This window comes from Hyphomicrobium denitrificans 1NES1 (assembly GCF_000230975.2).
Lineage (GTDB): Bacteria > Pseudomonadota > Alphaproteobacteria > Rhizobiales > Hyphomicrobiaceae > Hyphomicrobium_B > Hyphomicrobium_B denitrificans_A.
Genome location: NC_021172.1, coordinates 3,179,445 through 3,194,046 on the forward strand (window position 1 = coordinate 3,179,445; position 14,602 = coordinate 3,194,046).

Sequence of the window (14,602 nt, forward strand, 5' to 3'; positions counted from 1 at the left end):
GGTTTATTAACAATTATTTCGTAATTGTATGGGTCGTAAATAACACACCAAATCAATGCCGCGACTTTACCGCCGAGAAGCTAAAGTTGTAGGAGCTTTGTTTAATGTGCGGGCAACCCGCAAGTCTGCCGCGCCGCCAAGTGACCCAAGCTTGCTTTCCAAATTTTAAATTCAATTCTCTCAATTCGATCGATTTAACTAGCGATATCGTAGAGCAATTGCGCTTCAATATGGGCCCATATTGATCTTTATATTGTGCCCGGTTGGGCTATTAGCCTTACGGCGCATCACAAAAGTCGAGCGTGATGAAACAGACGAGAACGCGTAAATTACGCCGAGACGCGCTTGGCCGAGACATTGTCACGGCGCCAAATTTGCGCGGAACCGAGCGACGTAATGATTTCCGTTATTCCGCACGCCAACATGCCGCCATGCGGTTTCGCAATGCGAATATGATTTGCGATCTCGTCGACTTGTCCGAAACCGGCGCCAAAATCCGCATTCTTGACGGAGCAGTTCCTAACATAGACGAGCGGGTTGTCTTGACATTGTTCGACGGGACGGCCGTCGAAGGGCATGTGTCCTGGATCAGAGACGAACACATCGGCGTTGAGTTCCGCAGCTTGGTCATGAATGTCGACGATCGTCTCGACTTCGAGAATCTCGGCAGCGCGTTCTTCGGGAAAGCCGTCACGCTGCAGAAGTCGACGCGACGTCCCTAGCGCATAGCCGAGCGACGTAAGCGCTCCGCAAGGCGGGCGTGCTACTACGATGGCGAGACCAAGGTCAGCCTCTTTGACGTATCATGCGCATTCGCACGCCGCTGCCATCGAATTTTGAGACGCTTCTTACAGAGTTCTTCAAAGGCGCCGATGATACGGGTGAAGCGCCGCGGCCGTCACACCGGTTTTCCATAAGCAGTCTCGAAGCCGCATGGGGTGTCGCGGCGCAGGCTCGCGCTTTACCGATGCAAGAGGGCTCTAATCGGGACACGCGGAGGATTGCCTATGGCGACGAAAGCGACGGCGGGCACGGCGTCTCGCTCGATCCACACAAAATTCTCAGCGAACTCGGGCTGCACTCAGAGGCGACGGAAGCTGAAATCGCCATGCTCCGGAGAGAATTTGCGTTGCGCAATCATCCCGACCGCGTGCCCGCCGACCTTAGAGATGCCGCGACACAGCGCATGATGATCGCAAATGACCTTATGGACCGGCATCTCGCCAAACTGCGCCGCTCCGCCGGTTAACAACCGGTAGCTAGACTTTGTTAAAATGCAAGGTGCGCCGTTCGCGATGTTGCGACGAATATCGGGTAATCTCCCCAGCGTGGCCGGAAAGGCCGACCGAAAGCACGGGGACGATGATGAGTGAGAGTTGCGTCGACTTGCAAATCCTTCGCGCGCGCATGACGGGCCTTGGCGAACGTCTCGACAGCGTCTGGTCAACCCAGTTGCGCGAGCATCTCCATCTCGATCGCGGCACGAAGGAATGCGCGTACTGGCATTCGGGTTATCATCAGGCGCTTGCCGACCTCATCAGCCTAATTGAAGGGCCGAGACCTATCTCCGGCATCGTGGGCAGGTCCAGTCCGTCCCCGTTGGCCGGCCCGGGTGCAGAAAGTTTCCAACCGGCATGAACTGGTGGAACATCTCGCACTCTTTTTCGAAAGCTTGCTGCGGCTGAGCGAAGTGGCGGAACTTGAACTGCGATGCCGTACCAATTCGATCCTTGAGTATCGATTTCAGGTCCTCGCCAGCGCTGCCGACAAAGGTAATTGAGAAGCGACCGAAATTATCGATAAAGCCCAGGGCATAGGCGCCGGGGCAATTCTCGACGAGTTCTTCCTCGATCGTGTCGGCGACCAGATCAAACGGGCCTCGCAATCCGGTTCCGGGCAATTCCTGCTGCGTCATATCAACGGATCCTAAATATAGATCGCATTGGCCTGCCGGCCGCTCGCAACGTCTGGAGCCGGCGACGTCTTTTGATTGTTGTCGCGCTGGCGTTGCTGTGACTGATCCGGCATTCCACCCTCGCGCCGCGGCATGCTCTCATCCTGCCGCCCGGCGAAGTTTGCGCGCGCCTGACTTCCATCCTGGAACGAAGAGCCGCTGTTGTTCAGCGAGTTGTTCAAGGTCGAATTGGACCCGGCCGAAATGTCGGCGATCTTCAAGCTCTTCACGTCATAGCCCGCATCCCGCAGGCTTTGCTCCAACCCCTTACGGTCATCGTCGAGCAGTTTGGCGGTCGAGGCTTTCGATGCCTCGGCGTCGATATCGAGGGCGCTGGACTTGAGGCTGAGCTTCAATCTTACCGTTCCGAGATCAGATGGCGAAAGCGTCAAATCGATCGTTCTCAATACCTGCCCAGTAACCGGAGGGCGGTCCGTCATTTGTGAGGGGTTAGAAACCTGGGCGTTGCTGCTATCGTCAGCAAGAGCCGTGAGCACGCCACTCCGGACCTGCTGCGTTGCTGCCGACATCCCCGAGATTTCCGGGCTATCCTGCGATATATGCTCGGCGGGTGCCGCAACGGCGGTGTCCACAATCCGGCGCGTGCTCACGTCAGTTGTGCCGGACTGCTCACGAGAGCCGGGCCTGCCGTCCTGTGCACCGCTGAAGTTTTGCTGTGTCGCCGCGTTGTTTGCGGGCGCCTGACCTACCGCTCGTGGCGTCATCATATCGGCGGATGCTTTGCTCACACCGTCCTCGCCTCTGCTCGTGGTAGCCCCGGTCAACGCCGCCAACGGATTTTCCTTGCTCCCCTTGCTCGTCAGGGTTTCGAAAACCCGTGTGCTCGATGCGGCGTTGGCATCGTCAAAAACCCAGTGCGCTTCGCGAGCATGAACCATAACAGGGGTCGCCATAGTTTCTTCGCTCGTCGAATCGCTCACTTGCGCCGTCGAGTCTTGCGCCGCCAGAAGCCGCTGCTTGGCATCCAACAAGGCCACGACACTGGCTTGCCTGAGCAGATGGCCGGGGAGGGCCGCGGTCTTGAGGTTCGTCGGAGTGCTCTTGCTGTCATCATTCGACGCCTGATCCTGCGCTGTTCGGAGTGCGATCTCCGCGCCCCAACCCGCTGGCGGCGTCGCCGGAACTGACGCCGGCGCATTGCCGGGCGGCGTTTGGCTGCCGAGCGTATCGATAGTGGCCTCAAACGACTTTTCCGAGTCGTCGTCTTTTTCGTTTCCGCGATGTGATTTTTCCGAAGCTTTGGCGGTCGTATCGATCGACTTGAAGGCAGAATGATTATCGCGGCGTTCGGCTTTATCGATGGAACGGTCGCGGACGCGATCATTTGAGCCGTCGGTATCTTGCTGTTTTTGGATCGGCTTCGAACCAGCACGGTGCGCTTGCGCATTGGATTTCGCCGACGCCGACTTTGAAAGCGTATCGATGATGCTTTGGCTTTGGGCGGCGCGAGAAGCTGCTTCCGTCATTTCACGATCCCCGACATGACCATATCGGCCTCTTTGATCGCCGCATCGGCGCTTTCGACTGCGCTTGAGACGAGGGCCAATTCATGGGGCGACGGTGAACTTTCGACGCCCTTTCGCTCACTTAGTTTGGGGGCTTCATCGTCAGCAGCAATTTTATCTGACGTGACGGTGTGTGCGATGTATCCCGCAACCTCATGTATCTCGATATCGCTGTCGGAAAGGCGATCGACCGCGATTTGATGCAGGGCAGTCAGCGCCTCGGCCGCACGCGTGGTCGGCGCATTGGCAGCAGCTTCGTAAAGTGTAGCCCTGTCGACATCCTCCGCAGAGTCCGGCTTTAACGATAAAGCTTCTCTCGCCGCTGCTCTTGCAAGAACGATCCGGCCCGGCGGCAGCGCCACAGCGGCCATCGCAAGGAATAGATCTATTCTTGACTGCTTATCCGCCGTTGATGTTGCAGTCGTTAGTTTATCGACTACGTCGCCACTATCGAGTTCCTCGCGCTTCGCGACGGCGGCCGAAAAATCGCGAAAGAGCTTCCAGGCATATATGGATCTTCCAAAGCGCCGGAGATAGTCGGCCATCAGCAGCATGGCGCGGGTCTTGTCGCCACTGCCGATCAGAACAGGAATTTCGCGACGCGCTGCCGCCTCCTCGATGGCGGTATGGGGGCAAGCAAGACGTGCTTCATCGAGCAGTGCAATAGCCTTTGCATCGTCGTGGCCGATATAAAATGACGCTCGCGCCAATGCGAAAGGTCCGACCAGACTTACGTCGAGGGATCTTGGATCGACGTCGGCCAAAAGTTTACGGGCCGCATTCATCTTTCCTTGCGCATATTGCATGATGCCCTGCGCCAGCATCCGGTCCGCCTCATAGCGCGAATCGTCTTCGGCCAGCGGTTTCAATACCCCGTAGTCTCCTCCGCTGAGCACGTAAACGAACGCGCCGCGAACGTTGGCGTAGCTATCCCAATCCCGCTTTTCGAAATGCCGTAGGACCCCGGAGATTTCCGACAAGAGCCGGCCTTGATCTGCGAGCGCACCATGATCGCCATGCACAACACGATCCTGCACGGTTCCCAACCGTTCGACCAATCGGCTAAGTTCGGCGCTCTTTTCAATCTTGACGTTCGGATCACCTATCGCCGCTTCCATTTTTCGGTTTGGACGCGGAGCTGGCATTGCGACACGAGAAACGAGGCTTGGCTTCAGATAGAAATAAGCGCCCGCTCCTATGCCGGAAAGCAGCACGACCGCAGCGCCAGCGATCAATGCCAAACGCTTCATTTCTTGGCCTCTTTGATGAGGATGTCGATCCGCCGATTTTGAGGTGCTTCGGTATCGGACGGAACCTTCGGATCCCTATCGGCGCGACCTTCTATGGCTACGAAGCGCGTTTCCGAAATGCCACCGCGGACGAGCATGTAGTAAGCCATTTGCGCCCGAGCGGCGGACAGGCGCCAGTTGTCATAGTTGCCGTGCTTATACGCACGGCTGTCGGTATGGCCCCGTATCACGATGTTACCGGGCTGAGCTTTGAGAACGTCGCCTACCTTGCCCATCGCGAGCACCAGCTCAGGACGTGGCTTTGCCGAGCCGACCTCGAACATGCCGAAGTCCGCGTCATCGAGCAGGCTAACAAGCAACCCTTCGGATGTCGCTTTTACCTCGATTTCGGGCGCCGCATGGGAAACCTTGGACAAAGCGCTGCTGATGTCCTCCTGCAGCTTTTTGGCTTTTGCCTCGTTGTTCGCGTTGTCCGCATTGTCTAACGGCTTTGGTGCGGTTGCGGCTTGGTTCTTGGCCTCAGCAGCCGGGCCAGCTTGTTCCGTGTCCTTTCCTTCGAGCGAGCGAGCAGCTTGCTTCTGGTCCTTGCCTTCGAGCGAACGGGCAGTCTGCGTTGCGTCCTTACCCGCCACGCTGGGTGGCGGCGTAACCACCTTTGATACCTCTGCTGGAGCTGCCGGTGCGGCCGGCTGGGGCTGCGTGGCGGGCTTTTCGATGACCTGCGATTTTCCGGTCCGTCGATTGATGCGATCAAAGGGATCGCTGATGTTACCATCCGACGGGCTCGCCGCCGTCATCGCCTGACTAGCTTTGGCTTCGTCCGCAAGCTTATCCAGAAGCTGGCCTGGATTGTCGAAGAGTGCCTCTTCCTTTTGCGCCTCCACACGCTTGCCGCCGGCGGAAGCGCTCGTCTTTTGCGCCTCCTCGTCCATTGCCTCGCCGATGCTATCTTTTGTTGCCTTCGGCGCATTGAGCTTCTGCTTCAGGGCAAGCTGCTTGTTCAGGCCTTTCTTGCTTTTTTCATCGCTCTGCTTGTTGTCTATTTCGTTCAAGTCTTCCAGACCCTTGGGCGCAGCAAAACGATCCGTCAATCGCATCGGATTAAAGTAGGCTGCCACCTGGACAATGGTCTTCTTGTCCGCGGCATTGATGAGCCACATGACGAGAAAGAATGCCATCATGGCCGTCATGAAGTCCGCGTAGGCGATCTTCCAGACACCGCCATGATGCTCTTCATCGGTATTGCGACGGCGCCGCACGATGACCAGTGGTTGCGATGAAACATCTTCCTGACCGTTGCTCATGTCGCCGCCGCCTCAAGTTCCGAGATCCACGCGGCAATGTTTGCCTCGATCGCCGTATCCTCGATATGAGCACGAATGTCCGGCGACGTAGCTTCAGAATAACCGATTTGAAACGCCTCGTTCGCCAGACGTCCGCGCAGATGCTCCAAGACTTCGGCCGGGGCCTCGATGTGGACTTTGGCACCTTCGACGAGCGCTCGGGTAATGGCCCCTTCCAAGTCTTGCATGGCGCGTTCCCGCAACTTCTCGACAAGCCACGGACGAAGGAGAGTTGCGACGCGCTCTCCGATTGCGCGCTCAATCAGCTTCACTGCGCCATCCAATCGCGCGGCAAGCACGTCGGCGCACTCTTGCCGGAATGCGTTGCGTTCCAGGTTGAGCCGTTCGAGAAACAGCGTTTCCGCTTCTGCGAGTCTCACTTCTGCATCGGCTTGGGCTTCGGCGTGACCGTCGGAGAGGCCTTGCTGATAGCCATCCTCGAACGCAGATTTGAGCTCCGTCTCCCGGTCAGGCTTCTCTTCGCCGGTTTCCGGACAACCGAAGTCTGAAAGCATCGGAAATGCCGGACTGTGCACCCTGGCCGTCATCCGTTCTTGACCCAATGCTTCATGATGGCCGTTGCCTGCTCTTCGTCACGGTCGATGATCGCGCCGAGCTTTTCGACGGGGCCGAAGGCCAGCGAGCGGCCGAATGATAAGCCGTCCCCGGCAAAGCCCGACGAGCCGAAGTCGGCATCGAATGGATTGGCGCCGGGTTCAAGGAGCGGCGAAGCCATTTCCGGCATATCTAGGGGCGCAGCAACTCCACTCGCATCCGGTCCTGAGAGTGCCGCGATCGGGCCACCTCCTTCGATGGCTGCAGCCGAACCGCCAGCCAGCAATGAACGCATCACGGGCTTGAATCCCGCGAGTACGACGATGGCAGCGACGAGAAGGATGGTGAGCGATTTTATTCCTGTTCCGGCGAGCGCCATCAACATCGCGGTCCAGTCGACGCTCGAAGCGGCGCTCTCGCCAATGGGAGATTGAGCGAATTCGACCGCCGCAACGCTGATGCGATCACCGCGCTTGGTATCGAGACCGGCGGCAGAAAGCGCCACCTTCTCGATTTCGGCAACCTGCTTGTCGATGTCTTCGCTTTTCGCGTCTTTGCCGATGATTTCAGAAAGGCGCTTCTTGTTGACGACTACGGCGAGCGAAATATTGTCGACCTTGTAGCCTTCACTGGTGGTCGAGGCCGATTTCGAACTGATTTCGTAATTCGTCGTTTCTTCTTTTCGATCCTGCGCCCGCTTGCTCTGCTCCTTTGAATTCGTAGGCGCCTCATTAGGAATGTTCTGGTCGACGCTGACGTCGGTTTTTCCGGAACCGTCGGTTGAGCTTTGCGCTTCTTTGACGATGCGTGTCGACCGCTCGACCTTGGATTCCGGATCGTATTTCGTCTCTGTCGTCTGATGCTTGTCGATGTTGAGGCGTGCGATCGCGCTCACTTCGAAATTATCGATGCCGAGATAAGGCGACAGGGCGCGGCGTACGCTGTCCTGAACCTGCTTCGAGATCGTGCGCTCAAGATCGAGCATTTGCACCGGCACATCGCCGGATGGGCCGCCGTTGCCGCCCAACAGAGTTCCGTCCGTGCCGATGACTTGGACCTCGTCTGGTTTCATATCCGGAATGGCCGCGGCGATAAGGTGCTTGATGGCCGGTGCCGCCGTCGCGTCACCTGCGACGTCGGTTTTAATAACCACAGAAGCTGTCGGCGTCTGCTTGCTTGTCCGCAAGGCGTTCTGATCCGGAAGGAAGATGTGCACGCGGGCAGCCCGAATTCCCTTCAGGTATTGGATTGTACGCGAGAGTTCGCCCTCAAGCGCCCTGACGCGCGTGACCTCCTGCATGAACGAGGTCAGACCCAGCGCTCCGAGCTTGTCGAAGAGTTCGTATCCGGCGTTCGGGCTTCCAGGCAGACCTTTTTCGGCGAGCAGGGCCCGGGCCTGCTCGGCTTGCCCGATCGGCACACCGAGCTTCGTTCCGTCCGAACTTGCCTCGAACGGAATGCCGGCTTGCGCCAGTTCGCGGCCCATGCTGCTGACGTCAGGGGGGGTCAAGCCGACGTAAAGCGTCTCGAAGCTCGAGCGCGAGGCGAAATAGCTGCCGATCGATATCAGCGCAAAGACCAGAAAGCCCGCGGCTCCGAGCGCCATCAAGCGCTGCCGTCCCAGGCCCTTGAGACTGCTGTAAAGATTCTGGAATTGACGCCAATCCATCGTTCGGACCCTACCGGCATGGTTCCAAGCCGACGGTAGAGAGCGAACCTTGTGTAAAGGTGACGGGCCGTCCGGCCTGTGTCTCGGCTGCAAAGGCAACCAAGGCGCAGACCGCCGACCCGTCTCGATGGAAAGGGACAGAAAATCAGCTCGGCGCCAGCCGGCGCCGAGTCTTATTCATTAGCCGCGGAACAGCGACAGGATGTTCTGGCTCGACTGGTTGGCAATGCTGAGCGCCTGGACGCCGAGCTGCTGCTTAACCTGTAATGCCTGAAGTTTGGTCGATTCTTGGTTCATGTCCGCGTCGACGAGCTGAGAAACGCCCGTTGTGATCGAATCCATCAACGTCGAAACGAAGTCGCTCTGCAGGTTGATGCGGGTCTGGTTCGCGCCAAGCCCGGTGGCCGCAGTCGTCATCGCGTCGAGCGCCTTCTGAACCGACTGGACATAGCCAGAGAGCGTAGCCTGGTCGGCGGCGCTGTCAGTCAGGTTGCTAATGTCGATGCCCATGATCGACGTGCCGCCCGTCGAGACGACGGCGCCGGTCGAATCACGCTGCGAGTCGAGGATGCCGCCGGCCGATGCCGACGTGTTGGCATCGAACAGAACGGCCTGCGAGGTATCGACCGTAATGTAGCCGATCGAAACCGAGCCGTCCGAGCTGCGCGTGAACGAGGAGACGATCGACTTCGTGGCGTTGTAGCCCGTTGCAGACGAATCGACCGAGAGCCAGTTCTCGCCCGAGAAGCTCGCCGAATCGGCAACGCCCTTAAGCTGGTTCTGGAGTTCGGTGATGTCCGACTGAATCTTGCTGCGGTCGACGCCCGGTCCGAGAGCTGCGGCCAGCTTCTGCTTCATCTGCGAGACGAGGTCGATGCTGCTGTTCATCGCCGTGTAAGCAACGTTCACAGTGCCCTTGCCAAGACCGAGTGCGTCCTGGACCGTCGAGAGCGCTGCATTGTCGGAGCGCATCGACGTCGCGATCGACCAATAAGCGGCGTTATCCGAAGCCGAGGCGACCCTCAAGCCCGTCGAAATACGGCTCTGGGTCGTCAGCATGTCCTTTGACGTCTGCTGAAGCGACTGCAGCGCCGTCATCGCCGCAATATTCGTATTAATACTATTCATGCCCATGTCCCTTGTCCTTCTACTCGGCACTTAATATGCGCGTTACTGGGACATACCGGGTTTGCCGGCTTGGCAGATCGGCTTCATGCCTGTGGCTCAACTCGCCACTCTGTCATGGCCAATCAATTACCGGAGAGTTATTTCTTAATGGTTACTACCGGGGCGGGTCTCTAAAAGTATTCCTAACCGCCGGGTGCGAGATGGGCGCCGAAATATCTCTTCTGCGCTAACTGAAAGATTTGACGAGCGCGCCGACGAGCAAGCTCCAGCCGTCGACGAGAACAAAGAACAATATTTTAAGTGGTAGAGACACTACGGTAGGCGGCATCATCATCATGCCCATCGCAGTCATAATCGTTGCCACTACAAGATCGATGACGAGGAACGGCAGCGTCACCAGGAAGCCGATTTCGAAACCGCGCCGAAGCTCCGAGACCATGAACGCGGGAATGAGGACACGAAGGTCGTCGGGCGCGGCTTTCTTTTGCTCACCGAACCGCTCGGCCGACATGTCCTGAAAGATCGCGATGTCCTTCTCACGTACATTCGCCTTCATAAAGATACGAAACGGCTCGGTCGTGCGCGTATAGCCATCCTGCTGGCTGATTTTATTCTCGACCATCGGCTTGATGCCATTGTCCCAAGCCGCCTGAAAGGTCGGCGCCATGACGAACATCGTCATAAACAATGCAAGACTGACAAGAATCAAATTGCTCGGCGTCGTCTGCAGACCAAGGCCCGACCGGAGGAAAGACAGGGCGATGACGAACCGCGCAAACGATGTGACCATCATCAACAGGCCGGGAGCGACCGACAGGACGGTCATCACGACCAGAAGCTGAACGATTCTGCCGGATACCGAAGCATCGCCTGCGGGAAAGAGCATATTGAGGTCGATCGTCTGGGCGAAGGCGACCGTCGGCGTCAGGACCAATATGGCGAGCGAGAGCAGGAACGGTCGCGCGGTCATTCGATCACGAACCCGCCGATCAGCAATCCGAGAATTGCCCCGCGGCCACGAATTTTGGCTCGGTCCTCCAGTTGCTCGCGCAGGTTCTGGAGGCCCCTTACCCCCTGAATGTCCGCAACCGTCAAACCCTTGAGGTAGGCGATGATATCTTCGCGGACTTCGTCCTTGAGCAAGCCGGATTCGGATGTGCCGTGTACGGCGACAATCGATATATCCAATCGGACCCGCGACTTTGGCTCGCCGCTCAAGTCGACGATGATGGACGGGATGGCAATCTCCAGGGCATCACTTGGAAAGCGTCCCGATATCGGCGTTTGAGGTGCGGCGCTTGCAGGTTTTGCTTCTCCGACGGGAGCAGGTGGGGTGCCGACCGGAATAGCGAAATATCCAAAAACGCCGCCTCCGCCGATGCCAAGCACAACCGCCAGCAGCATGGATTTTACGAGATCCGCAGTGCTCGGGCCGGCGGCCGGAGCATTTCCGTTGCTTGTTATGAGCGCCTGCGCCATGCCCCACCTCGATCCTAGAACGGTGACACGATGTCGAGAATCTGTTGGCCATAGGCCGGCTGCTGAACCTCCATCACGCGGCCCCGGCCGCCGTAGGAAACGCGCGCTTCCGCAATCTTGTCGTAGGAAATCTGGTTGTCCGTCGAAATATCGCGAGGCCGAATGACGCCGGCGACGCTCAACACGCGGACCTCGAAATTGACGCGCACCTCCTGCGTACCGCTGATCACCAGATTGCCGTTGGGCAGCACCTCGCTGACGACCGCCGCGATGAGCAAATTGATGTTTTCGGACCGGGTTATGCCGCCCTTTGAATCCGTCGATGTCGTGCGATCGAGGTTGCCGTCCAATTTTCCCGAACCCGATGAACCTGCCCCGCCGAAGCCGAAATCGAAATCCAACGCCGATGTAAGTCCGACGCTTGAATCGCGAGAACGATTGAGCGTGTTGTCGAGCGATGCTTGATCCTTGATCTGCACCTTGACGGTGACAACGTCTCCGATCTTGAAAGCGCGCGCGTCACGGAAGAGGTCGGCTCCGGAATCGCGCCACGTCGAGTTGCCCGAGGTATAAGCGGCTTTCGTGACCGGAAGCTGGACGTGCGGCAGGCGATCAGGCAGCAGGCCGCTTCCGACCGGAGACATGACGGGCTCGCGCCCGACCTCTTTCAATTGATCCATTGCGCAGGCCGGCAGCAAAAGCGCCAGGCATGCTGCAGCGAGCGGGATCGGTCTCGGCCTATTGATGCTGCGCATTGGCCATCGACTCCAGCTTCGTCGCGACCTCACCGGCGCCCGCAATAATTGCGGTCAGGCGCGAGGCTTTCGTTGCGTCCATCTCTGCCAACACGAGGCTGCTGGCCTTCGGGGAAAGCTTCGACGTGATTGCAGCTGCGGTGAGTTCGTCCATCGCCGTGAGCTGGCTCGCCGCCGCGTCTGGCTTCATCTTGCTGTAGATCTCCACGAGCGAGTCCGTTGCGTGCGCCGTGAAGTCTTCCCGCTTCTTGACCCAGCTTTTCAGCTCTGCCGTTTTTGCATCGAGAATTGCAACGCGTTCGGCAAGCTCCTTGCGGGCCTTCTCGAGATTGCTCGTCTGCTGCGCAATCTGCGCTGCGGCCGCCGCATCGACGATGCTTGAGCAGTATTGCTCAGCGGGGCTCAACTGCTGGGGCGTGACCGGCGGCAGAGGCAGCGAATCGGCGGCCCGTCTTTCCTTGTCGGCTTTGGCGTCGTCTGCAGCGATAGCCGGAACGGAGAACAGAATCGTGACGGCAATGATGCACGCGGAGCAGCCATATCGCGAAGCTCGCGACGGCCGGGCTTGTCCCTGCGCGGACTCGGTCGTCATTGCACCACCAGCTCAGCTTGCAGCGCGCCAGCGGACTTCATTGCCTGCAGAATGGCTATGATGCCGATGGGCTTCAGCCCCATGCGGTTGAGCGCCGAAACGAGCTCGCGAAGACTTGCACCGCGTACAGTTTCGACGTTGCCGCCGGCCTCGTGGACATCTACCTCGGTATCGGGAACGGTCACCGTTTCACCACGCGAGAACGGCAACGGTTGCGAGACCTTGGGCTGCTCCTTCACGCGCACGGTGATATTCCCGTGCGCGACGGCCACGGTCGAAATGCGCACTTCGCTTCCGATGACGATCGTTCCCGTTCTTTCGTCGATGACGACGCGCGCCGTCTGATCGGGATCGACGGTAATTTCGCCGATTTCCGCGAAAAGGCGCGTCGTCGAAAGACCTCGCGGGCGGTTGAGCGAGATGCTCTGAAAGTCTTCGGCCGTCGCGACCTTCATGCCGTACCGCTGGCGCGCATAGGCATTGATTGCATCCTGGATGCGGACGGCGGTCGTAAAATCAGGATTGCGCAACTCCAGCACGAGCGGCATACCCTCGACAGACATACCTGGAGCGTTCTGCTCTACGATCGCGCCATTCGGGATGCGTCCGCGCGTGGGAATGCCCGACGTAATGCTTTCGGCGGCGCCTTTCGCGAGATAGCCGGAGATGGTGATCTGGCCCTGCGCCGCGGCATAGATCACCTGATCGGCTCCCGACAGCGACGTCAGAATCAGAGAACCGCCGGCAAGCGATTTTGCGTCGCCCATCGACGATACGGTGACGTCAAAGCGCGAGCCCTTGGTCGCGAAGGGCGGGAGCTCAGCCGTGACCATGACGGCAGCGACGTTGCGCGTGCGTGGCTCATACTGAGAGCCGCGGATGTTGACGCCCATGCGATCGAGCATCGCCTGGACGGACTGCTGGGTGAACGGCGAGTTGCGGAGCGTGTCGCCTGTTCCATTCAATCCGACGACAAGGCCGTAACCGACAAGCTGGTTGACGCGAATGCCTTTGACGTCGGTTATGTCCTTGATGCGCGTCGCAGCGCAGGCGGAGCCCGCACCGAGAACAAAAAGCAGCAATGCGACGCAGATCTTCATTGCACATCGACCGCCAGCGTTTGATCCGGCTGGACACGCGCCTTGAACAGGACGCCGCTCGCCGGATTACGCACGGAAATCGTTTCGCCGACCGCACCGGCCTGTTGCGGAATGCCTTCACCGACGATCGACAGCGATTCCGAATTGTAAATGACCTTGTAGGGCCGGCCCTGCAGCACGACATCCTGCTCGCGAACAGCCGAGCGCGGCACGTATTCGTTTCGCATCAAAGTTCGACGCGCCACCTTGCCGACGAGGTCTTTCGGATTTTCGCCAAAGACGGCAGAATTTTCGGAGTTGACCCGGATTTTTCGTTCGACGAGCACGTCGGCCGTGATCATGTCGCCGGGATATATGACGTTGCGCGGCACAAAGACCGTGCGCACGCCATCGTCGGCATAGGCGACACTGCCTAAGCAGAGAAGAATGAGCATGCTAAGTCCGATAGGCTTCATCATGGCATGTTCTTCGTGATGGTGCTGAACATGTCGTCGGCAGCGCTGATGACCTTTGAATTCATTTCATAGGCACGCTGCGCCGCGATCAGCTCGGTGATCTCTTTCACCGGATCGACGTTGGAGCTTTCGAGATAACCCTGATGGATCTTTGCGTAGCCCGGATCGCCGGGGTTGCCTATGTTGGCTTGGCCTGACGCTTGCGTTTCGCGGAAAAGGTTGCCGCCGAGCGCATCAAGACCCGTCTCGTTCGAAAAATTTGCGAGCGTCAGCTGCCCCAGAAGCTGCTGCTGCCCCGTCGCGCCGATGATCGCATAGACCTGCCCGGCGGAGTTGATCTGAACGTCGGTCGCAGTCTGCGGAATAATAATGTTCGGAATGACGAGATTGCCATCGAGCGTGACGAGCTGGCCGTTCGCATCCTTGTTGAAGGCGCCGTCGCGGGTATAAAGAATCTCATTGTTTTCGCCCTGAACTTGAAAGTAGCCGTTGCCGTCGAGCGCCAGGTCGAGCTTGTTGCTGGTCGGAGACAAGGCGCCCTGCATGGAGAGGTGGCGAATGGCGACGGTGCGAACGCCAAGGCCAAGCTGATTGCCTTCCGGAATCATGGTGTCATCGTCGCGCGCCAGGGTGCCGGCAGCGCGATCGGTCTGATAAAGAAGGTCAGTGAATTCGGCGCGAGCGCGCTTGAAGCCCGTCGTGTTGATGTTGGCGACGTTATTGGCGATCACTTCGACGTTGGTCTGCTGTGCCGACATGCCCGTCGCGGCAATTGAAAGCGCTCTCATCGATTACG

16 protein-coding genes are annotated in these 14,602 nt (G+C 58.6%); 2 read left to right on the top strand and 14 right to left on the bottom strand.

Features of this window, described 5'->3' with window-relative positions:
• The first annotated feature begins 305 nt into the window (after positions 1-305).
• Both HYPDE_RS15215 and HYPDE_RS15220 read left to right on the top strand, forming a co-directional pair.
• Positions 306-722, top strand: coding sequence for a PilZ domain-containing protein (locus HYPDE_RS15215; RefSeq protein ID WP_015599404.1), 417 nt, complete (start codon positions 306-308; stop codon positions 720-722).
• Positions 723-805: 83 nt separating this feature from the next.
• The gene (locus tag HYPDE_RS15220) at positions 806-1,249 is read left to right on the top strand and encodes a J domain-containing protein (protein WP_015599405.1); all 444 of its coding nucleotides are present in this window, start codon (positions 806-808) and stop codon (positions 1,247-1,249) included.
• 312 nt (positions 1,250-1,561) lie between these two features.
• On the opposite strand, the gene HYPDE_RS15225 is transcribed toward HYPDE_RS15220, so the two are convergent.
• From HYPDE_RS15225 to flgG, 14 genes are all read right to left on the bottom strand, one after another.
• Positions 1,562-1,915 (bottom strand): hypothetical protein, encoded by a 354-nt coding sequence (locus tag HYPDE_RS15225; protein WP_015599408.1) that lies wholly within the window; start codon positions 1,913-1,915, stop codon positions 1,562-1,564.
• A gap of 11 nt (positions 1,916-1,926) precedes the next feature.
• Complete coding sequence (locus tag HYPDE_RS15230; RefSeq protein ID WP_015599409.1) at positions 1,927-3,441, bottom strand: flagellar hook-length control protein FliK; 1,515 nt, start codon at positions 3,439-3,441, stop codon at positions 1,927-1,929.
• Entirely contained in the window at positions 3,438-4,730 is a 1,293-nt protein-coding gene (locus tag HYPDE_RS15235) for a hypothetical protein (protein WP_015599410.1), read from the bottom strand. Before HYPDE_RS15235 ends, HYPDE_RS15230 begins: the two co-directional genes overlap by 4 nt.
• On the bottom strand, positions 4,727-6,034 hold the full coding sequence (locus tag HYPDE_RS15240) for a MotB family protein (protein ID WP_015599411.1): 1,308 nt from the start codon (positions 6,032-6,034) through the stop codon (positions 4,727-4,729). The genes HYPDE_RS15235 and HYPDE_RS15240 overlap by 4 nt, the downstream gene beginning before the upstream one ends.
• Positions 6,031-6,588 (bottom strand): hypothetical protein, encoded by a 558-nt coding sequence (locus HYPDE_RS15245; protein WP_244437696.1) that lies wholly within the window; start codon positions 6,586-6,588, stop codon positions 6,031-6,033. The genes HYPDE_RS15240 and HYPDE_RS15245 overlap by 4 nt, the downstream gene beginning before the upstream one ends.
• A gap of 29 nt (positions 6,589-6,617) precedes the next feature.
• Positions 6,618-8,297, bottom strand: a complete 1,680-nt coding sequence (gene fliF / locus HYPDE_RS15250; RefSeq protein ID WP_015599413.1) for a flagellar basal-body MS-ring/collar protein FliF — start codon at positions 8,295-8,297, stop codon at positions 6,618-6,620.
• Positions 8,298-8,477: 180 nt separating this feature from the next.
• Entirely contained in the window at positions 8,478-9,431 is a 954-nt protein-coding gene (locus HYPDE_RS15255; protein WP_015599414.1) for a flagellin, read from the bottom strand.
• Positions 9,432-9,651: 220 nt separating this feature from the next.
• Positions 9,652-10,395, bottom strand: coding sequence for a flagellar type III secretion system pore protein FliP (fliP, locus tag HYPDE_RS15260; RefSeq protein ID WP_015599415.1), 744 nt, complete (start codon positions 10,393-10,395; stop codon positions 9,652-9,654).
• Positions 10,392-10,904, bottom strand: a complete 513-nt coding sequence (locus HYPDE_RS15265; protein ID WP_015599416.1) for a flagellar basal body-associated FliL family protein — start codon at positions 10,902-10,904, stop codon at positions 10,392-10,394. The genes fliP and HYPDE_RS15265 overlap by 4 nt, the downstream gene beginning before the upstream one ends.
• Positions 10,905-10,918: 14 nt before the next feature.
• Positions 10,919-11,659: a flagellar basal body L-ring protein FlgH gene (gene flgH, locus HYPDE_RS15270; RefSeq protein WP_015599417.1), complete on the bottom strand. Its 741-nt coding sequence runs from the start codon at positions 11,657-11,659 to the stop codon at positions 10,919-10,921.
• Complete coding sequence (locus HYPDE_RS15275) at positions 11,643-12,251, bottom strand: MotE family protein (protein ID WP_015599418.1); 609 nt, start codon at positions 12,249-12,251, stop codon at positions 11,643-11,645. Before HYPDE_RS15275 ends, flgH begins: the two co-directional genes overlap by 17 nt.
• Positions 12,248-13,351 carry a flagellar basal body P-ring protein FlgI gene (locus HYPDE_RS15280; protein ID WP_015599419.1) on the bottom strand — a complete coding sequence of 368 codons (1,104 nt, stop codon included), beginning with the start codon at positions 13,349-13,351 and terminating at the stop codon, positions 12,248-12,250. Before HYPDE_RS15280 ends, HYPDE_RS15275 begins: the two co-directional genes overlap by 4 nt.
• Positions 13,348-13,809: a flagellar basal body P-ring formation chaperone FlgA gene (gene flgA / locus HYPDE_RS15285; protein ID WP_015599420.1), complete on the bottom strand. Its 462-nt coding sequence runs from the start codon at positions 13,807-13,809 to the stop codon at positions 13,348-13,350. The genes HYPDE_RS15280 and flgA overlap by 4 nt, the downstream gene beginning before the upstream one ends.
• Complete coding sequence (flgG, locus tag HYPDE_RS15290) at positions 13,806-14,594, bottom strand: flagellar basal-body rod protein FlgG (RefSeq protein WP_015599421.1); 789 nt, start codon at positions 14,592-14,594, stop codon at positions 13,806-13,808. Before flgG ends, flgA begins: the two co-directional genes overlap by 4 nt.
• Positions 14,595-14,602: the final 8 nt, after the last annotated feature.